15 protein-coding genes are annotated in these 19672 nt (G+C 72.6%); 6 read left to right on the top strand and 9 right to left on the bottom strand.

Translation table 11 applies throughout. The features are described from left to right. Positions 1-4: 4 nt before the first annotated feature. Both ACIOWN_RS02870 and ACIOWN_RS02865 read right to left on the bottom strand, forming a co-directional pair. Complete coding sequence (locus ACIOWN_RS02870; protein WP_362349445.1) at positions 5-451, bottom strand: DoxX family protein; 447 nt, start codon at positions 449-451, stop codon at positions 5-7. Positions 452-563: 112 nt separating this feature from the next. Then, a complete protein-coding gene (locus ACIOWN_RS02865) occupies positions 564-1289 on the bottom strand; it encodes a class I SAM-dependent methyltransferase (protein WP_362349443.1) in 726 nt (241 codons plus the stop codon). 142 nt (positions 1290-1431) lie between these two features. On the opposite strand from ACIOWN_RS02865, the gene ACIOWN_RS02860 reads away from it, so the two are divergent. Then, a complete protein-coding gene (locus ACIOWN_RS02860) occupies positions 1432-1698 on the top strand; it encodes a DUF6343 family protein (protein ID WP_362349441.1) in 267 nt (88 codons plus the stop codon). A gap of 70 nt (positions 1699-1768) precedes the next feature. On the opposite strand, the gene ACIOWN_RS02855 is transcribed toward ACIOWN_RS02860, so the two are convergent. From ACIOWN_RS02855 to rpsA, 4 genes are all read right to left on the bottom strand, one after another. After that, positions 1769-2131 (bottom strand): tetratricopeptide repeat protein, encoded by a 363-nt coding sequence (locus ACIOWN_RS02855; protein WP_362349439.1) that lies wholly within the window; start codon positions 2129-2131, stop codon positions 1769-1771. Positions 2132-2202: 71 nt separating this feature from the next. Beyond that, positions 2203-2871 carry a dephospho-CoA kinase gene (gene coaE, locus ACIOWN_RS02850; protein ID WP_362349437.1) on the bottom strand — a complete coding sequence of 223 codons (669 nt, stop codon included), beginning with the start codon at positions 2869-2871 and terminating at the stop codon, positions 2203-2205. 63 nt (positions 2872-2934) lie between these two features. Further along, entirely contained in the window at positions 2935-3873 is a 939-nt protein-coding gene (locus ACIOWN_RS02845) for a PAC2 family protein (protein WP_362349435.1), read from the bottom strand. A gap of 178 nt (positions 3874-4051) precedes the next feature. Further along, complete coding sequence (rpsA, locus tag ACIOWN_RS02840; RefSeq protein ID WP_362349433.1) at positions 4052-5542, bottom strand: 30S ribosomal protein S1; 1491 nt, start codon at positions 5540-5542, stop codon at positions 4052-4054. Positions 5543-5897: 355 nt separating this feature from the next. On the opposite strand from rpsA, the gene ACIOWN_RS02835 reads away from it, so the two are divergent. Beyond that, positions 5898-6746, top strand: a complete 849-nt coding sequence (locus ACIOWN_RS02835) for a class I SAM-dependent methyltransferase (RefSeq protein ID WP_401980238.1) — start codon at positions 5898-5900, stop codon at positions 6744-6746. A 36-nt stretch (positions 6747-6782) separates the two neighbouring features. Next, positions 6783-9344 (top strand): ATP-dependent helicase HrpB, encoded by a 2562-nt coding sequence (gene hrpB, locus ACIOWN_RS02830; RefSeq protein ID WP_362349431.1) that lies wholly within the window; start codon positions 6783-6785, stop codon positions 9342-9344. 99 nt (positions 9345-9443) lie between these two features. On the opposite strand, the gene ACIOWN_RS02825 is transcribed toward hrpB, so the two are convergent. Next, the gene (locus ACIOWN_RS02825) at positions 9444-11213 is read right to left on the bottom strand and encodes a lytic transglycosylase domain-containing protein (RefSeq protein ID WP_401979986.1); all 1770 of its coding nucleotides are present in this window, start codon (positions 11211-11213) and stop codon (positions 9444-9446) included. A gap of 284 nt (positions 11214-11497) precedes the next feature. On the opposite strand from ACIOWN_RS02825, the gene ACIOWN_RS02820 reads away from it, so the two are divergent. Further along, positions 11498-12427 (top strand): DUF4184 family protein, encoded by a 930-nt coding sequence (locus tag ACIOWN_RS02820; protein ID WP_401979983.1) that lies wholly within the window; start codon positions 11498-11500, stop codon positions 12425-12427. Between the two features lie 39 nt (positions 12428-12466). Here the strand turns inward: ACIOWN_RS02820 and ACIOWN_RS02815 are convergent, their stop codons facing one another. Together ACIOWN_RS02815 and polA are read right to left on the bottom strand one after the other, a co-directional pair. Continuing rightward, a complete protein-coding gene (locus tag ACIOWN_RS02815) occupies positions 12467-12853 on the bottom strand; it encodes a hypothetical protein (RefSeq protein ID WP_401979981.1) in 387 nt (128 codons plus the stop codon). Positions 12854-13577: 724 nt separating this feature from the next. Continuing rightward, the gene (gene polA / locus ACIOWN_RS02810; protein ID WP_401979978.1) at positions 13578-16304 is read right to left on the bottom strand and encodes a DNA polymerase I; all 2727 of its coding nucleotides are present in this window, start codon (positions 16302-16304) and stop codon (positions 13578-13580) included. 349 nt (positions 16305-16653) lie between these two features. Here polA and ACIOWN_RS02805 point away from each other — a divergent pair, with 349 nt between their 5' ends. Both ACIOWN_RS02805 and ACIOWN_RS02800 read left to right on the top strand, forming a co-directional pair. Then, on the top strand, positions 16654-18933 hold the full coding sequence (locus ACIOWN_RS02805) for an FdhF/YdeP family oxidoreductase (RefSeq protein ID WP_401979976.1): 2280 nt from the start codon (positions 16654-16656) through the stop codon (positions 18931-18933). Between the two features lie 84 nt (positions 18934-19017). Beyond that, positions 19018-19503, top strand: a complete 486-nt coding sequence (locus ACIOWN_RS02800; protein WP_362349419.1) for a hotdog fold thioesterase — start codon at positions 19018-19020, stop codon at positions 19501-19503. The last annotated feature ends 169 nt before the right edge of the window (positions 19504-19672 follow it).

Raw genomic sequence — 19672 nt, 5'->3', positions numbered from 1 at the left:
TCCGTCACGGCTGCCGCCGCACCAGCCGCAGCAACCGGGAGTTGTGGTCCCGCCGCGCCCAGGCGATGACCGCCAGCGGCACGATCACGACGACCGGGGTCGCCGCGTTCTGCCCGTCGAAGGCGGTGAGCTGCACGATGAACGCCCCCACCATCAGCGCGCTCAGCGCCATCGCCGACACCGACTGGAGCACTGGAATCAGCAGCGCCACGCCTCCGGCCAGCTCCAGCGCCCCGATGCCGTACATGCCCGCGCTGCCCCAGCCCATCCGGTCGAAGCTCTCGACCGCCGTCGGGTGCGCGATGAGCTTGGGCAACGCGCTGGCGAACACGAAGAACAGCGCGAGCAGCACCTGCACGGCGCGCAGTGCGATACGAGCGGCGCGGCGGCCGGAGGCGGACGCCGGCGACGTGGTGGGTGCGGTGGGCGCGGTGGGTTCGGACACGGACATAAGGGGTCTCCTGTGTGTGGCGATGAGGAACGGCCGTGGTGCTTGAACGCCGTCGTGCTTTCACAGAGGCAGACCGGTCCGCGCTCCCGAACTCATCGCTGTCCGGGCTCCGTCAAAGACGCTTGTCCGGTACCGCCCGCGCCCATACCCCGTCCTCGGTCAGATACCTGTCCACCCTCAGACCCGCCTCCCCCAGCGCCTCCTCGAACTGCTCGCTGGTCAGCGGCCTGGAGCGGAAGGTCTGGGTCCAGGTCGCGTCCGGGAAGACGTACTCCGCGCGCACCGCGTTCACCCCGCCCCCGACCGGCTCCGCCGACAGGATCCGCACCGTGAAGGCCACCGGGTCCGCCTTCTCCCCGCCTTCGGCCGGGGGGACCCACATGTCGCTTCGCTCCCGCGGCAGATTGATGTGGTAGTCGCCGCCCTCCCGCTGGATCAGTACGCAGCCGTCCTCCGCCACGTGCCGCGCGCAGGTGCGCAGCAGTCCTCGCCGTACCTCCGGGTCGCCCGTGTGCACCAGGAACGAAGCGAGGATCACCGCGTCGAAGGTCTCCCCCGTCTCCAGCTGCTCGATCGGGCTGCATATGGTCCGCGCCCCGCGCACCCGCTCCAGCATGTCCGGTGACTCGTCCACCGCCGTGACGGTGAAGCCGCGCTCCAGCAGTGGACGGGTCACGCGGCCCACACCGCAGCCCAGCTCCAGGATGTGCGCTCCCGCGGGCACGGCCGCGGCGATGATGTCCGGCTCGCTCCCCACGGGCAGCCGCGCGTACAGCTCCACCGCGCAGCCGTCCGGCGTGATCGCTCCCGGTCCCGTCCCCTGATGACCCTCGCGCATTCTCAGCTCCATGCCCGGACAACGGCCCGCCTCCGCACTGCCGTTCCCCTCCCGGCGCGGTTCACCCGTTCGAGTGAGGCCGGCGCTGCTTTGGCGTGCGGGCCGGGCGAGAGTACGTTGCAAGGAGGAGTGGTGATCGGCGATGCGTACAGGCAGTGAACCCACCACCGCGCGCAGTGCCCTGCGGGCACGGCTGTGGCTGTGCGTGTGGGGACTGGTCTGGGCGGGCTTCGGCACAGTGGTGTTCGTGCTGGTCGGACGACCCGGATGGGCGGCGGCCTGCGGCGTGCTGTGGCTGGTGATGGCCGTCGACTTCATGCTGGTCGTCCGGCATCTGCGGCAGGGTCCGCACTACCAGCCGGGGCGGGACGTGCCGCCGTACTGGCCTCCGGACGACCGGCGGCGGTAGCAGGAGCGGCGGCAGCCGTCGGCGAAGCCGCCCCTGACGGCGGCGGGAGTGCCCGGACGGTCCGTGGGCGTCAGGAGCCGAACTCGGCCCGTTGCAGGTACTCCGGGTTCGGGTCCAGCGCGGCGGCCAGCCGGAAGTGGCGCCTGGCCTCGTCGGGCCGGCCCTGCCGCTCGTAGGTGCGGGCGAGCGCGAAGTGCGCGTACGCGTTGTCCGGTTCGCGTTCCAGCACGATGGTGAACTCCAGCTCCGCGGGCCGGAGCTGGGCCGCCGCGAAGAAGGCACGGGCGCGCAGCAGCCGGGCCGAGGTGTTCTCCGGGTGGGCGCCTATGACCCGGTCGAGCAGTTTCACCGCGCCCCGCGGATCCCGCGCGGCGAGCAGCTTCTCCGCGGCGCGATAGTCGATGATGTCGGTCTCCGGAGTACGTTCGGGCACGACTGCTTCCTTCCCATGCCGCAGTGGTTCAACGCCCCGGGCCGGGCAGCCCTTGTCACCGGAGCCCTCCCCTATGCCTGCGGGCCCTGCTGCTCCTGGGGCCTCTGATGCTTGTGCGGCCGACGGGGCCCGTGCGCCCTGCGGACCGGCTCCATGCGGACCAGCTCCGCCCACACGTCCCGTACCCGCCGCTCGAGGCGGTCCAACGGTACGTCGTTGTCGATGACGATGTCCGCGATCTCCAGGCGCTTCTCCCGGGTCGCCTGCGCGGCCATGCGCGCGCGTGCGTCCTCCTCGGTCATCCCGCGCAGTCGCAGGAGCCGGTCGAGCTGGGTCGCCGGGCTCACGTCCACGACGATCACGAGGTCGTAGAGCGGAGCAAGGCCGTTCTCCGTGAGGAGGGGGACGTCGTGGACCACGACGGAGTCCTCGGCGGCCGCCTGCTCCAGTTCGCGGGAGCGGGCGCCCACCAAGGGGTGCACGATCGAGTTCAGGACGGCCAGCTTCGCGGAGTCGGCGAAGACGATGGAACCCAGCCTGGGCCGGTCCAGGCTCCCGTCCTCGGCCAGCACCTCCGGACCGAAGGCGTCGACCACCGCCGCGAGGCCGGGCGTGCCCGGAGCGACGACCTCGCGCGCGATGCGATCGGCGTCGATCAGCACGGCCCCGCACTCCACGAGCAGCCGCGACACCTCGCTCTTACCGGCACCGATGCCCCCGGTGAGGCCCACTTTCAGCATGAGCGGCAGCTTAGGCCCTGGCTCCGGCGGCCCGCCCGGCGGGCGGGCGGCACCTCCGCCTCGTCAGTTCTCGCCCTCGCGCTCCGCCAGGAAGCGTTCGAACTCGCGGCCGATCTCGTCCGCCGACGGGATCTCGACGGGCTCGGCGAGCATGTTGCCCCGGGTCTCCGCGCCGGCTGCGGCGTCGTACTGGTGCTCGAGGCCCTGGACGAGGGAGGTGAGTTCCTCGTCGCCCTCGCGGATCTGCCGGTCGATCTCGGTCTGGGTGCGGTGTGCCTCGTTGCGCAGGGAGTGGGCGATGCCCGGCAGGACGAGCCCGGTGGCCGAGGTGATGGCCTCCAGGGCCGTCAGTGCCGCGTCCGGGTACGGGGAGCGCGCGATGTAGTGCGGCACGTGCGCGGCCACTCCCAGCACGTCGTGGCCGGCCTGCATCAGGCGGTACTCGAGCAGCGCCTCCGCGCTGCCCGGCACCTGCGCCTCCTCGAACGGGCTGCGGTGGCCCGGTACCAGGTCACTGCGGTTGCCGTGCGGGGTCAGGCCCACCGGGCGGGTGTGCGGGACGCCCATGGGGATGCCGTGGAAGTTCACCGACAGGCGTACGCCGAGGCGCTCGACGATCTGCCGTACGGCAGCCGCGAAACGCTCCCACTCCACGTCGGGCTCGGGCCCGGAGAGCAGCAGGAACGGCGCGCCGGTGGCGTCCTGGACGAGACGCACCTCGATGCCCGGCACCTCGTAGTCGCTCCAGCGGTCCCGCTGGAACGTCAGCAGCGGGCGGCGGGCCCGGTAGTCCACGAGCCGGTCGTGGTCGAAGCGCGCCACGACCTGGTGGGGCTGCGTGTCCAGCAGCCGCTCCACGATCTGGTCGCCGGTTTCCCCCGCGTCGATGTATCCGTCGAAGTGGTAGAGCAGGACAAGGCCGGCCGACTCCTGGGCGAGCGCCATGTCGACGACGGCCAGACCCTTCGGCTCCCATGCGTACAAACCCTGCGGATCAAGCACTGTGTGACCGCCCCTCCTCGTATTCGTAGGTTCACAACGAGCTGTGGGACGTTCGCATTCCCCGTCGGCCGCAGGGTTCCGCAAGACCCTCCGAACAGCTCGAAGGGCCGCACCCGGAACGGGTGCGGCCCCTCAAGTCATCGGCTGAGCCTCAGCGGCTGGGCCCCTGTGCGGGAGCTCAGCTCTGGCCGCCGGCCAGCTTCTCGCGGAGCGCGGCCAGCGCCTCGTCCGACGCCAGGGCGCCGGAGTTGTCGCCACCCTCGGAGGAGTACGAACCGCCGGACGCGGCCGGAGCGGCGGCCTCGCCACCCTCGGCGGCGGCAGCGGCGTCCGCCTCGCGGGACTTGATGACCTGCTGCTGGTGCTGCTCGAAGCGGGACTGCGCCTCGGCGTACTGGCGCTCCCACTCCTCGCGCTGCTTCTCGTAGCCCTCGAGCCAGTCGTTGGTCTCGGGGTCGAAGCCCTCGGGGTAGATGTAGTTGCCCTGGTCGTCGTAGGACGCGGCCATGCCGTACAGGGTCGGGTCGAACTCGACCGTGGCCGGGTCGGCACCGAAGGCCTCGTTGGCCTGCTTCAGCGAGAGGCTGATGCGACGACGCTCGAGGTCGATGTCGATGACCTTGACGAAGATCTCGTCGTTGACCTGGACGACCTGCTCCGGGATCTCCACGTGGCGCTCGGCCAGCTCGGAGATGTGGACCAGACCCTCGATGCCCTCGTCCACGCGGACGAACGCACCGAACGGAACCAGCTTCGTGACCTTGCCGGGCACGACCTGGCCGATCTGGTGGGTGCGGGCGAACTGCTGCCACGGGTCTTCCTGGGTCGCCTTCAGCGACAGGGAGACACGCTCGCGGTCCATGTCGACGTCGAGGACCTCGACGGTGACCTCCTGGCCCACCTCGACGACCTCGGAGGGGTGGTCGATGTGCTTCCAGGACAGCTCGGAGACGTGCACCAGACCGTCGACGCCACCCAGGTCCACGAAGGCACCGAAGTTGACGATCGAGGAGACCACACCGGAGCGGACCTGACCCTTCTGGAGGGTCGTGAGGAACGTCTGGCGGACCTCGGACTGGGTCTGCTCCAGCCAGGCACGGCGGGACAGGACCACGTTGTTGCGGTTCTTGTCCAGCTCGATGATCTTGGCCTCGAGCTCCTTGCCGACGTACGGCTGGAGATCGCGGACACGACGCATCTCGACGAGGGAGGCCGGCAGGAAGCCACGGAGGCCGATGTCGAGGATGAGACCACCCTTGACGACCTCGATGACGGTACCGGTGACGATGCCGTCCTCTTCCTTGATCTTCTCGATGGTGCCCCAGGCACGCTCGTACTGGGCGCGCTTCTTCGAGAGGATCAGGCGGCCTTCCTTGTCCTCCTTCTGGAGGACAAGGGCCTCGATCTCGTCGCCGACGGCCACGACCTCGTTGGGGTCCACGTCGTGCTTGATCGAGAGCTCGCGGCTCGGGATGACACCTTCGGTCTTGTAACCGATGTCGAGCAGGACCTCGTCCCGGTCGACCTTCACGATGACGCCGTCGACGATGTCGCCGTCGTTGAAGTACTTGATCGTCTCGTCGATCGCTGCGAGGAAGGCTTCCTCGTTACCGATGTCGTTGACCGCTACCTGCGGGGTGGTGGCGGTGGTCTCGGTGCTGCTCGTCATGTGGGAAAGGGCTCCGGTACGGACAGTGAGTCGTAGGTACTGCGTTACGCCGGGAGCCCGTTTCGCTCTGCAGAAGCCGGACAGCTTAGGAAACGCCACAGAAAACCTGGTGGCGCCTCGACAACCGAGGGGACATGCAACAGATGCGAGCGCAGCCTGCTCCGTCTGAGGCGCGCAGGCCCGCAGCGCAACTTGTAGCATACGGGGGCAGCCGGGCATGGTCAATGCGCGAAGCCGCACAGCCGGGGCGGATCGCCCTATTTCCGGCAGAAAACCCGCCTGCCGAGCCCATGTCGGCCCGAGCGAGTCCCTGCGGTGACCACCGCCGGAACCGGTCGGACGGGAGAGCCCGCAGATTAGTACGAGGGAGCCGATCATCCAAGAGCCAGCACCGTCCGAACAGTTCGAACCGGCCGAACCGGAGGCCACCCGGCGCGAGGCCGGTGCAGCGGAAAGCTCCAGGGCCAACCGGGGCTGGTGGGACCGCAACGCGGACGAGTACCAGACCGAGCACGGCACGTTCCTCGGCGACGACCGTTTCGTGTGGGGCCCGGAGGGCCTGGACGAGGTCGAGGCGGAGCTGCTCGGCGACCCCGAGGACCTCAAGGACAAGGACGTCCTGGAGATCGGCGCGGGCGCGGCGCAGTGCTCGCGCTGGCTGGCCGGGCTGGGCGCGCGCCCGGTCGCCCTGGACCTGTCGCACCGCCAGCTCCAGCACGCGCTGCGCATCGGCGGCGCCTTCCCCCTGGTGTGCGCCGACGCGGGCGCGCTGCCGTTCGCGGACGGCTCCTTCGACCTGGCCTGCTCGGCGTACGGGGCGCTGCCGTTCGTCGCCGACCCGCGCGCGGTGCTGCGGGAGGTGCGGCGGGTGCTGCGGCCGGGCGGGCGGTTCGTGTTCTCGGTGACGCACCCGATCCGCTGGGCGTTCCCGGACGAGCCCGGCCCGGAGGGGCTGTCGGTTTCCGGCTCCTACTTCGACCGCACGCCGTACGTCGAGCAGGACGAGGACGGCCGCGCGGTGTACGTCGAGCACCACCGGACCGTCGGGGACCGGGTGCGGGACGTGGTGGCGTCGGGCCTGCGGCTGGTGGACCTCGTCGAGCCGGAGTGGCCGGCCTGGAACACGTCCGAGTGGGGCGGCTGGTCGCCGCTGCGCGGGAATCTGATCCCCGGAACGGCGATCTTCGTCTGCGTGCGGGACTGAGTGCGTGACCGGGTGCGGGTGGACGGGGCTGAGCGCGTGATCCGTTACGACGAGCTGGGCGCGCTGCCGGTGCGCGGCGCGCTGCCGGCCCTCCACGAGGCCCTGGACGGTCACGGGACCGCGGTCCTGGTGGCGCCGCCCGGCACCGGCAAGACCACGCTGGTGCCCCTCGCGCTGGCCGGGCTGCTGGGTGAGGGGCCCGCGCGGCGGGTGGTCGTGGCCGAGCCACGGCGGATCGCGGCGCGTGCGGCGGCCCGGCGGATGGCGTGGCTGCTGGGCGAGAAGGCCGGCGGGAGCGTCGGCTACACCGTGCGCGGGGAGCGCGTCGTCGGGCGCCACGCGCGCGTGGAGGTCGTCACGACCGGTGTGCTGCTCCAGCGGTTGCAGCGGGACCAGGAGCTGGCCGGCGTCGACGTGGTGGTGCTCGACGAGTGCCACGAACGGCATCTGGACGCGGACACGGTGGCGGCGTTCCTGTGGGACGTGCGCGAGGCTCTGCGGCCGGAGCTGCGGCTTGTGGCCGCCTCTGCCACCACGGACGCGCGCGTGTGGGCGGAGCTGCTGGGCGGGGCGCCGGTGGTCGAGGCGCACGGTGTGGCGCATCCGGTGCAGGTGGTGTGGGCGCCTCCCTCCCGGCCGGTGCGCCCACCGCACGGGATGCGGGTGGACCCGGCGCTGCTGGCGCATGTGGCGTCGGTGGTGCGGCGGGCGCTGGCCGAGCGTGCCGGGGACGTGCTGTGCTTCCTGCCCGGCGTGGGCGAGATCGGGCGGGTCGCGGGCCTGCTGGGGGACCTCGGAGACGTGGACGTGCTCCGGGTGCACGGTCGGGCGCCGGCGGACGTGCAGGACGCGGTGCTGGTGCCGGGGCGGCGGCGCCGGGTGGTCCTCGCGACCTCGGTCGCCGAGTCGTCGCTGACGGTGCCCGGGGTGCGGGTGGTCGTCGACTCGGGTCTCGCGCGGGAGCCTCGCGTGGACCACGCGCGCGGGCTGAGCGCGCTGACGACGGTACGGGCCTCGCGGGCCTCCGGGCGGCAGCGGGCGGGCCGTGCGGGACGCGAGGCGCCGGGCGCGGTGTACCGGTGCTGGGCGGAGGCCGAGGAGGCGCGTCTGCCCGCGTTCCCCGCGCCGGAGATCAAGGTGGCCGATCTGACGGCGTTCGCCCTCCAGGCGGCCTGCTGGGGCGATCCGGACGCCTCCGGGCTCGCGCTGCCCGACCCCCCGCCCGGCGGTGCGATGGCGGCGGCGCGGGAGGTGCTGACGGTCGTGGGCGCGGTGGACTCCGCCGGGCGCGCCACGGACCGCGGGCGCTCTCTGGCGCGGCTGGGGGTGCATCCGCGGCTGGGACGGGCCTTGCTCGACGCCTCCGCCGTCGGCGGGGCCGAGCGGATCGCGGAGGTCGTCGCACTGCTGAGCGAGGAGCTGCCGAGGGAGTACGGGGACGATCTCGCCGCGGCCCTGCGGGCTGCCCGGCGCGGCGGCGACGCGTACGCGGCACGCTGGCGAACGGAGGTCCGCCGACTGCGGAGCGCGGTGTCGGAGGTCTCCGACGGTCCCACCCGCTCACGGACGGCCCGCGAGGCGGAGCCGCCGTCCGGCGCCGGGGGCGGTGGCGGGCGTCGTCCTGGGGACGTGGGTCTCGCCGGGCTCGTTGCTGCTCTCGCCTTTCCGGAGCGGGTGGGCCGGCTCGACGGTGGCTCGTATCTGATGGTGTCCGGGACGCGGGCGGAGCTTGCGGACGGATCACCGTTGTGGGGCGCGCCCTGGGTCGCCGTGGCCGTGGCCGACCGGCCGGTGGGCAGGCGGCACGCGCGCGTGCAGCTCGCCGCGGTCGTCGACGAGGACGTCGCCCGGCTCGCGGCCGGGGCGCTCCGTACGGAGCAGGACGAGGTGCGCTGGGGCGATGGTGACGTCGTCGCGCGGCGGGTCGAGCGGCTGGGGGCCGTGGAGCTGGCGGTGCGGCCCCTGGCGGACGCCGAGCCGGGCCTCGTACGGGCGACGCTGCTCGACGGGTTGCGGCAGGAGGGGTTCGGGCTGCTGCGCTGGTCGGCGGAGGCGAACACGCTGCGGCAGCGGCTCACGTTTCTGCGCCGGCACCTCGGGGAGCCCTGGCCCGACGTGTCCGACGGCGCGCTGCACGCGCGCGTGGACGAGTGGCTGGAGCCGGAGCTCGGGCGGGCCCGGCGGCGCGCCGACCTGGCGCGGATCGACGCCGGGCAGGCACTGACCCGGCTGCTGCCCTGGGCCTCCGGTGACGCCGCGCGGCTGGACGAGCTGGCCCCGGAACGGCTCACCGTGCCCAGCGGATCCCGGATCCGGATCGACTACGCGGATCCCGAACGGCCCGTGCTCGCCGTGAAGCTCCAGGAGATGTTCGGCCTGCACGACTCGCCCGCGGTCGCCGGGGTCCCGGTGCTGGTGCACCTCCTCTCCCCTGCCGGGCGTCCCGCCGCCGTCACGGCCGACCTCGCCTCCTTCTGGCGGACCGGCTACCGGGACGTACGGGCGGAGCTGCGCGGGCGGTATCCGAAACACCCCTGGCCCGAGGATCCGGCGTCCGCTGAGCCGACCCGGCACACCAACGCCCGGCTCAAACGCTGACCGGTTCCGTCCTCCGGTCCGGCCGCCGGACAACGCCGAGGGCGCCCCGCCGCTGTGGCGGGGCGCCCTCAGGGTGTTCGTGGGGTGTTCGTGCCGGTGCTACGAGGATGCCGAAGGGCTGGGGGACGGCTCGGCCGGGGTGTCGGCCGGCGCCACCTTCAGCTCCACGGTCAGCGTCGCGCCGCCCGCGGTGATGATGCGCAGCAGGAACGTACCGGTGGTGTCGTCCGCGTACAGCTTCGGCAGCCTCAGCAGGCCGCTCGCGTCCGTCCGAAGGTCCTTCAGGGTGCGGACCGGCTTGCCGTCGGCGTCCTTGAAGTAGGGGCCCTTGTCGTTCTGGGCGGGGTCGTCGGCCGACCTGACCAGGGTGGCGGTGGCCGCGACCCGGTCCGCGACGGCGCCCTTGTAGGTGGCCCTGACCTCGACCTGGCCGGCGAATTCGCCGCCCGGGACGCAGACCGGCGCGGTGTCGGTGGTGCGGGTGAGTGCGTCGGCGGCGCGCTCGGTGACCGTGGCCGTGTAGTCGACGCCGGGAAGCGTACGGCCGACGACCGTCGCCCGGACCGTGAAGCCGCCCGTCTCCTCGCCTGCCAGGAGCGCCGGCGCCACGGCCACGCCGGAGGCGTCGGTGGCGACGGTGGCGACCTTCTCGCCGCCGGTGAAGGCGGCGTCGGTGTCACCGGTGATCGTGAACCGGATCCGCACCTTGCCGACGGCCTTGCCGTCCCCGGTCACGGCACGGGTGCTGATCCTCTCCGTGAACGCGTCGCCCGCCATGGCGGTGAGCTTGTCCGTGCCCGCGTCCTGGAGGTGATGCACGGTGTCGGTCGGGGTGGGCGGCGCGCTGGGCGTGGCCGGCGGGGTCGGCTTGGACGGCGGGGTCGGCCAGGAAGGGCTCGGGGTCGGGGTCGAGGAGCCACCGCCCCTGCCGGGCGCGGCGGGCTTGCCGGAGTTGCCGGGCGAGGGGGTCGCCCTCGGGGTGGACGGCTGCGGCGTCGGTCCGGGGTTCGCGCCGGGGGTGTGGTCGCTGCGGTGGGACGGCAGGGGTCCGGTCCCGTCCGGGACGGTGTGGCTGCCCTTGCGGTAGAACTCCAGCCACGTCAGGACGGTGTTCAGATAGTCCGTCGAGTTGTTGTAGCTGAGGATCGCGCGCCGGAGGTCGGCGTCGGTGGACAGGTCCCAGCCGTAGCGGCACAGGTAGTGGCCGGCGGCGAGGGCGGCGTCGTAGACGTTGTTGGGGTCCTTCTCGCCGTCGCCGTTGCCGTCGCGGCCCGCCCACTCCCAGGTGGAGGGGATGAACTGCATGGGCCCGACCGCGCGGTCGTACCTGCTGTCCCCGTCGTACAGGCCATGGTCGGTGTCGCTGATGTGCGCGAAACCGTTGCCGTCGAGGCGCGGGCCGAGGATCCGGGACACCGTGGTGCCGTCGGCGCCGACGTTGCCGCCGCGGGCGTGTCCGGACTCCACCTTGCCTATGGCGGCCAGCAGTTGCCAGGGCAGGTTGCAGCCCGGCTTGGACGCGCGCAGTTCGGCCTCGGCCTTCTTGTAGGCGTCGAGCACGGTGGCCGGTATGCCCGCCTCGGCCGGGCCCTTGGAGATCGGCATGCCGACGACGGGCGCCGGGCTGGGGCTGTTGAGGGGCGGCAGGTCCGTGTAGTACGGCGAGTCGCCGGTCGCGCTGCCGTCGATGCCGCCGGTGCCGTCGGTGCCGTCAGCGGGTTGGGGCGTCGCCTCGGCGGTGGACTGTCTGCCGTGTTCGTCGACGACGACGCCGGGAGCCTGCGAGGCGGACAGAGCCGCGACCGCCGCCGCGGCCACGGCCGTGGTTGCCGCTCCCTTGCGCAACCTGCTGCCGAAATGCGCCGCCATAGAGTGAGCCCCTCCTGTGGACGCCCGGGCGTCCGTCTCTGTCTGTCCGTTCGCCCTGTTGTGACGATCGACCCGTGTGACTGGTTGCGCTCGCGGTGCCGCACGGGTTGACGAATCCAGGTGACCCTACGACAACTTCCTTGGCATCGGGACCCGTTCGCGCCCGATTTTCACCGGTTGGCCACGACTGGTTAACGGGTGCGCCCCTCGCGTGCCACGCATACTGGACGGCGATGATCACACGGGCCCGCCGGCCCGGTCGACGCGCGCCAAAAGGAGCCCCGTTGCCGTTCACTCTGAGCCATGCGGCGGCCGTACTGCCCGCGATACGCGGCGACGGAACGGGGCGGGGCCGGCTGGTCCCGTCGGCGCTCGTGGCGGGTTCCTTCGCGCCCGATCTGATCTATTACACGGCAGGGGTGGTACCCGGTGCGATGGAATTCGGCACGGTCACGCACTCCTTCCCCGGGGTCCTCACCCTCGACGTGCTCGTCGCCTGGCTGCTGGTCGGGGTGTGGCTGCTGCTGCGTGAGCCGCTCGTCGCGCTGCTGCCGCGCGCCCGGCAGGGACGGACAGCGGCGCTGACACGGTGCGGCATCCCCTGGACACGACCGCGCCCGGCGTCGGTGCCGTGGTGGTACGCCTCCGCCGCGCTGGGCGCCTTGACGCACGTGGTGTGGGACGCGTTCACCCACCACGACCGGTGGGGGATGCGGCTGTTCCCGGTGCTGGGCCGGCAGTTGGCCGGGACGCCCGTCTACTGGCACCTGCAGTACGGCAGCTCGGCGGTGGCGGCCGCCGTGATCGCCGGGTTCCTGCTGCACGCGCTGCGGCGGACTCCGGCGGGCGAGCCGGTGGGGGTGCCCGAGTTGTCGGTACGGGACCGGCGGCGGGCCTGGGCCGTGATCGCGGTCTGCGCGGTCGCCGGTGCCGGGCAGCGGACCTGGCACTGGTGGACGGGGCGGGGGTCGACAGCCGCTCTCTGGGAGCTGATTCCGACCCTGTGCTTCGGCGCGGGCGCGGGGCTGGCCGTGGGCCTGCCCCTGTACGCCCTGGACGTCAGGCTCCGGCGCGGTGCGCGGCCTGCGGGTGCCGGGGGCGGGGACGGCGTGAAGGGGTCGGTCGGATCGGGCCGTTCCAGTCTCGAGGGGGACTGTGCCGGGGCTTCTTCCGGTCCGGACGGCGGGAGTGGTTCTTCAGCCTCGGCAGGTTGAGCCGTGCCCTCGCTTCGCTTGGGGCCGGTTCGGCCGGGCTCAGCAGTTCCGGCGGTCCTGGCGGGAGGGGTGTGGGGACGGCTCGCCCAGCCGGTCGCCGGTGGGGGTCGCGGTGGCGACGAAGACGGTGATGCTGCGCACCGGGCGGGGGCGGTGCAGTGGGGAGAGCAGCAGGGCGAGGTAGCCGCGAGCGGTGTCCGCCCACAGACGCCAGGCACGTGTCTCCCCGAGGACGGGGTCGCCGGGGCCGAACCGGTTGCGTAGCCCGCTCGCGGCACGGCGCAGGGTCGCCGTCAGATCCGCCGGAACGCGGGCCGTACCCGCGTCGGGCGCGAAGGGCCGGACCGACAGAGGTGCCCCTTTGGGGGCCTCACCGATGTCCACCCGTATCACCGCCGGCCGGCGGTTGAGCATGCGTATACCCATGCCCGCATCCTGTCGGGCACGGCTCGCGGCTGCGCCTCTTCGGGGTCCACGTGAGTGACGGGACCTGCCACGGGTGCGCCACGCGGGGGAGGACCCCGCTGTCGGCGCACCCGGCAGCCGGCGGAGCCGCCCTTCGGGGGCCACGGCGGCGGACGGGCGGTGACCTGTACGCGGTTCCCACCGGACGACGCAGGGCTCCGGCTCCGGCTCCGGCTCCGGCTCCGGCTCCGGCTCCGGCTCCGGCTCCGGCTCCGGCTCCGGCTCCGGCTCCGGCGGCAGGGTGGCCAGGGCTGGGACCCGTCCCACGCCGTGACGCACCCGCGACGGCGGGGGCGGTCCGAGGGGAGGTCCGAGCCGGGTGGCTGCCGGCACGGACGGCGCTGGGGGCCGCCCGTGCGTGGCGGACAGCCCCGAGCCACGGTCGCGGGGCTGCCCGCGCGCGGCAGGTCGGACCGGGCCACGGCCGCAGGGTCACCCACGCGGGCACGGCAACCCGGATCCGCCGTCACGGGGGCACCCATGCACCGCACGACAGCCCCGCCCACGGCCGCAGGGTCACCCACGCGGGCACGGCAACCCGGATCCGCCGTCACGGGGGCACCCATGCACCGCACGACAGCCCCGCCCACGGCCGCAGAACCGCCCGCGGCACGGCACGGCAACCCGGATCCGCCGTCACAGTGGCGACCCGGTGTCCGCGGCGGCCCGACCCGCGCGCCGCAGGCTAGTGCGCCGCCGACTCCCAGTCCGGGCCCACGCCGACCGAGACGTCCAGCGGGGCCCTGAGCTGTACCGCGCCGGCCATCTGGTGGCGGACGATCCGCTCCACGGTCTCGCGTTCGCCGGGGGCGATCTCCAGGACGATTTCGTCGTGCACCTGGAGGAGCATGCGGGAGGCGAGACCGGCCTCGCGCAGTGCGCGGTCCACGTGCAGCATGGCGATCTTGACGATGTCGGCCGCCGTGCCCTGGATGGGCGCGTTGAGGGCCATGCGCTCGGCCATCTCGCGGCGCTGGCGGTTGTCGCTGTTGAGGTCGGGCAGATAGCGGCGGCGGCCGAAGAGGGTCTCGGTGTAGCCGGTCGCCCGCGCCTCGTCGACCACGCGGCGCAGATAGTCCCGTACGCCGCCGAAACGCTCGAAGTAGGCGTCCATCAGGGCGCGCGCCTCGGCCGCCTCGATGTTCAGCTGCTGGGAGAGGCCGAAGGCCGACAGCCCGTACGCCAGGCCGTAGGACATCGCCTTGATCTTGCGCCGCATCTCCGGCTCCACCGCCGAGCGGTCGACGCCGAAGACCTGCGAGGCCGCGGTGGTGTGCAGGTCCTCGCCGGAGGTGAACGCCTCGATCAGACCCGCGTCCTCGGACAGGTGGGCCATCACGCGCAGCTCGATCTGGCTGTAGTCGGCGGTCATCAGCGACTCGAAGCCCTCGCCGACCACGAAGCCGCGCCGGATGGCCCGGCCCTCGTCGGTGCGGACCGGGATGTTCTGCAGGTTCGGGTCCGTCGACGACAGGCGGCCGGTCGCGGCGACCGTCTGGTTGAACGTGGTGTGGATACGGCCGTCGGTCGCGATCGTCTTGATCAGGCCCTCGACGGTGACGCGCAGCTTCGCCTGCTCACGGTGGCGGAGCATGACGACCGGCAGCTCGTTGTCCGTCTGGGTGGCCAGCCATGCCAGGGCGTCGGCGTCGGTGGTGTAGCCGGTCTTCGTCTTCTTCGTCTTCGGCAGGGCGAGCTCGCCGAAGAGGACTTCCTGGAGCTGCTTGGGCGAGCCGAGGTTGAACTCGTGCCCCGCCGCGGCGTGCGCCTCCTTCACGGCCTGCTGCACCGCGCCCGCGAACATCTGCTCCATGGTCTCGAGGTGGCAGCGGTCGGCCGCGATGCCGTGCCGCTCCATGCGGGCCAGCAGGGCGGACGTCGGCAGCTCCACGTCGCGCAGCAGTTCCGCCGCGCCGACCTCCGGGAGGCGGGCCTCGAAGGCCTCGCCGAGATCGAGGACGGCGCGGGCCTGGATCATCAGGGCCTCGGCCTCGGCGCCCTCGTCGGCGCCGAAGGCGAGCTGCCCGTCGGCCGCGGCGGCGGGGGCCAGCTCCCGGTGCAGGTACTCCAGGGACAGCGCGTCCAGGTCGAAGGAGCGGCGGCCCGGCTTGACCAGGTAGGCGGCGAGCGCGGTGTCCATGGCGGCGCCCTCTATGGTCCAGCCGTGCTCGGCGAAGACCCGCATGGCGCCCTTGGCGTTGTGGAAGACCTTGGGCCGGTCCGCGTCGGCCAGCCAGGCCGCGAGCGCGCTCTCGTCCGCCTCGTCGAGCTGTGACGGGTCGAACCAGGCGGCCGCTCCGCCGGGCGCGGCGAGCGCGATCTCGGCGACCGAGCCCGCGCCCAGGGCCCAGGTGTCGACGGTGGCGACACCGAGGACCTGCGTGCCGTGCTCGGTGAGCCAGCCGGCCAGCTCGCCGGTGCCGAGCACGGTGCCGTCGAGCTGCACGCCGTCCGTCGTGATCGGGGTCGTCTCGGCCTCCTCGGCGCCCGGGTCCACGGCGAAGAGCCGCTCGCGCAGGGAGGGGTTGCGGATCTCCAGGGTGTCCAGGACCATCGCGACGGCCTTGCGGTCGTAAGGCGTGCGGGTGAGGTCGGTGACGGTCTTCGGCAGCTCCACGCTCCGCTCCAGCTCGGTGAGCCGGCGGTTGAGCTTGACGGACTCCAGGTGGTCGCGCAGGTTCTGGCCGGCCTTGCCCTTGACGTCCTCGACCCGCTCCACGAGCTGGGCGAACGAACCGAACTGATTGATCCACTTCGCGGCGGTCTTCTCACCGACGCCGGGGATGCCCGGCAGGTTGTCCGACGGGTCGCCGCGCAGCGCCGCGAAGTCCGGGTACTGGGCCGGGGTCAGCCCGTACTTCTCGAAGACCTTCTCCGGGGTGAAGCGGGTCAGCTCGGAGACGCCCTTGGTGGGGTAGAGCACCGTCGTGTGCTCGGAGACCAGCTGGAAGGAGTCGCGGTCGCCGGTGACGATCAGCACCTCGAAGCCCTCGGCCTCGGCCTGGGTGGCGAGGGTGGCGATGACGTCGTCCGCCTCGTACCCCTCGACGGCGAAGCGGGAGGCGTTCATCGCGTCGAGCAGTTCGCCGATCAGCTCGACCTGACCCTTGAACTCGTCCGGTGTCTTGGAGCGGTTCGCCTTGTACTCGGTGAACTCCGCCGAGCGCCAGGTCTTGCGGGAGACGTCGAAGGCGACCCCGAAGTGCGTCGGCTCCTCGTCACGCAGCGTGTTGGCCAGCATCGACGCGAAGCCGTAGATGGCGTTCGTCGGCTGGCCCGTCGCGGTCGTGAAGTTCTCCGCGGGCAGCGCGAAGAACGCGCGGTACGCCAGCGAGTGCCCGTCCATGAGCATCAGCCGCGGCCGGGCGCCGCCAGGGGTGGTGTCGGTCTTCTTCGATGCTGTCTCTGCCACGCCCCCGATCCTGCCACGTACCACTGACAGCCGAAGCCCACGCCCGGACAGCCGCGGCCGACCGCCCGCCCCCACGGCCTCCGGGACGCCCCGCCCGGCCGCCCACCCCGCAGCGCCGTGCCGCCCGCAGCCCGCCCCGGCCCCGCGCCGGAAGACGGTCCCTCCCGCGGCGCGCTCCGCAGCCGGGAGGCCGGTCGCGCGGCGCGGTCCAGGTCGGCGGCAGCCGCGCGGCACGGGACGGCCCGTGTGCCGGTTGTCGTGGTCCGTGTCTCGGGCCTAGGGCCTTTCGCACGGTCGTGCGAGGATCGGGGGCGTTGTTCATATGCCGCGAGTCGAAGGAGAGCGTGCTATGGCCACGAAGCCGCCCATGGGTGATCCGGTTCAGGACGCGCCGGAGGTAGCCGAGCCGCAGCACGCGGCGGCGGGGCTGCCGGCCATCGGGCACACCCTGCGGATCGCCCAGCAGCAGATGGGGGTGCGGCGCACCGCGCTGACCCTGCTGCGGGTGAACCAGAAGGACGGCTTCGACTGCCCGGGCTGCGCCTGGCCGGAGCCGGAGCACCGGCACACGGCGGAGTTCTGCGAGAACGGCGCGAAGGCGGTCGCCGAGGAGGCCACCCTGCGCCGGGTCACCCCGGAGTTCTTCGCCGCGCACTCCGTGTCCGGCCTGGCGGACCGCAGCGGCTACTGGCTGGGCCAGCAGGGACGGCTCACCCACCCCATGTACCTGCCCGAGGGCGCCGATCACTACGAACCGGTCACCTGGGAGCGCGCCTTCGACATCGTCGCCGAGGAGATCACCGCCCTCGACTCCCCCGACGAGGCCCTCTTCTACACCTCGGGCCGCACCAGCAACGAGGCCGCGTTCCTCTACCAGCTCTTCGCGCGCGAACTCGGCACCAACAACCTGCCCGACTGCTCCAACATGTGCCACGAGTCCTCCGGCTCGGCCCTGTCGGAGACGATCGGCGTCGGCAAGGGCAGCGTCCTCCTGGAGGACCTGTACAAGGCCGACCTGATCATCGTCGCCGGGCAGAACCCGGGGACGAACCACCCCCGGATGCTCTCCGCCCTGGAGAAGGCCAAGGCGGGCGGCGCGCGGATCATCAGCGTCAATCCGCTGCCCGAGGCCGGCCTGGAGCGGTTCAAGAACCCGCAGACCCCGCAGGGCATGCTCAAGGGGGCCGCCCTCACCGACCTGTTCCTGCAGATCCGCATCGGCGGCGACCAGGCCCTCTTCCGTCTCCTCAACAAGCTGATCCTCGACACCGAGGGCGCGGTCGACGAGGAGTTCGTCCGCGAACACACCCATGGCTACGAGGAGTTCGCGCAGGCCGCCCGGACCGCCGACTGGGACGAGACGCTCACCGCGACCGGGCTCACGCGCGCGGAGATCGACCGCGCGCTGGAGATGGTCCTCGCCTCCCGGCGCACGATCGTGTGCTGGGCGATGGGCCTGACCCAGCACAAGCACTCGGTGCCGACCATCCGCGAGGTCGTCAACTTCCTGCTGCTGCGCGGCAACATCGGCCGCCCGGGCGCGGGCGTGTGCCCGGTGCGCGGCCACTCCAACGTGCAGGGCGACCGCACCATGGGCATCTTCGAACGCCCCACCCCCGCCTTCCTCGACGCCCTGGAGAAGGAGTTCGGCTTCGCACCGCCGCGCGAGCACGGCTACGACGTCGTACGGGCCATCCGGGCCCTGCGCGACGGCGAGGCGAAGGTCTTCTTCGCCATGGGCGGCAACTTCGTCTCCGCCTCCCCCGACACCGACGTCACCGAGGCCGCCATGCGCCGGGCCCGGCTGACGGTGCACGTGTCGACCAAGCTCAACCGCTCCCACGTGGTCACGGGCGCGCGTGCGCTGATCCTGCCCACCCTCGGCCGCACCGAGCGGGACGTGCAGGCCGGCGGCGAGCAGTTCGTCACCGTCGAGGACTCCATGGGCATGGTGCACGCCTCCCGGGGCCGGCTGCGGCCCGCGGGCCCGCAGTTGAAGTCGGAGCCGGCCATCGTGTGTGCTCTGGCCCGCCGCGTGCTGGGCGAGCGGAGCGTCGTGCCGTGGGAGGAGTTCGAGAAGGACTACGCCGCGATCCGCGACCGGATCGCCCGGGTGGTCCCCGGCTTCGAGGACTTCAACGCGCGCGTAGCTCGCCCCGGCGGCTTCGCACTGCCCCACGCCCCGCGCGACGAGCGCCGCTTCCCGACGGCCACCGGCAAGGCCAACTTCACCGCCGCGCCGGTGGAGTACCCCGAACTGCCCGAGGGCCGGCTGCTGTTGCAGACGCTGCGCTCGCACGACCAGTACAACACCACGGTGTACGGCCTCGACGACCGCTACCGCGGCATCAGGAACGGCCGGCGGGTGGTGCTGGTCAACCCGGAGGACGCGCGGGCGCTCGGGGTGGCCGACGGGTCGTACGTGGACCTGGTCGGCGAGTGGAAGGACGGCGTGGAGCGGCGGGCACCGGGCTTCCGCGTCGTGCACTATCCGACGGCCCGCGGCTGCGCCGCCTCCTACTACCCGGAGACCAACGTGCTGGTGCCGCTCGACGCCACCGCCGACACCAGCAACACCCCGGCCAGCAAGTCCGTCGTGGTGCGTCTGGAACAATCGGCGGCCGACTGAGCGTTCGCTCAGTGAATGCGGTGGCCGATCGACCACGATCCGGTCGGCACCGAGCCGATTCAAGGACGAACGGAGCCGGACCCCATGGGCGAGCAGCAGCACGTGAAGTTCCCGCAGGAAGTCCTCGACGAGTACGCCGCGCTCGGCGTCGACCTGCCCGCCCTCTTCTCCGCCGGACACCTCGGCACCCGCATGGGCGTGCAGATCCTGGAGGCGTCCGCCGACCGCGTCGTCGGCACCATGCCGGTGGAGGGCAACACCCAGCCCTACGGACTGCTGCACGGCGGCGCCTCCGCCGTCCTCGCCGAGACCCTCGGCTCGGTCGGCGCCATGCTGCACGGCGGCAGCTCCAAGATCGCCGTGGGTGTCGACCTGAACTGCACCCACCACCGAGGGGCGCGCTCCGGACTGGTCACCGGTGTGGCCACGCCCGTCCACCGGGGACGCTCGACGGCGACGTACGAGATCGTGATCAGCGACGAGGAGGGGCGGCGGGTGTGCAGCGCCCGCCTGACCTGCCTGCTGCGCGACGTGAACCCGGGCGACGGCCCCGCCGGCGCGGCCGGCTGAGTCACGGAGACGCCTCCGCGACCGTTGCCCCCGGACACCGGGCCCCCTAGCTTCTTGCCATGACAACGGGAGGAGCGCCCCGGCCGAGGGCGCGGTCGAGCCGGTCACACTTCCAACCACGCTCCACTTCAGTGGATCTGACGTGCCGCCATTGGGCCGGGGAAGACCG

The organism is Streptomyces sp. NPDC087787 (assembly GCF_044743035.1).
Lineage (GTDB): Bacteria > Actinomycetota > Actinomycetes > Streptomycetales > Streptomycetaceae > Streptomyces.
Note: the sequence above shows the minus strand (reverse complement) of the source record. Positions and strands in the feature narration are given on the sequence as shown.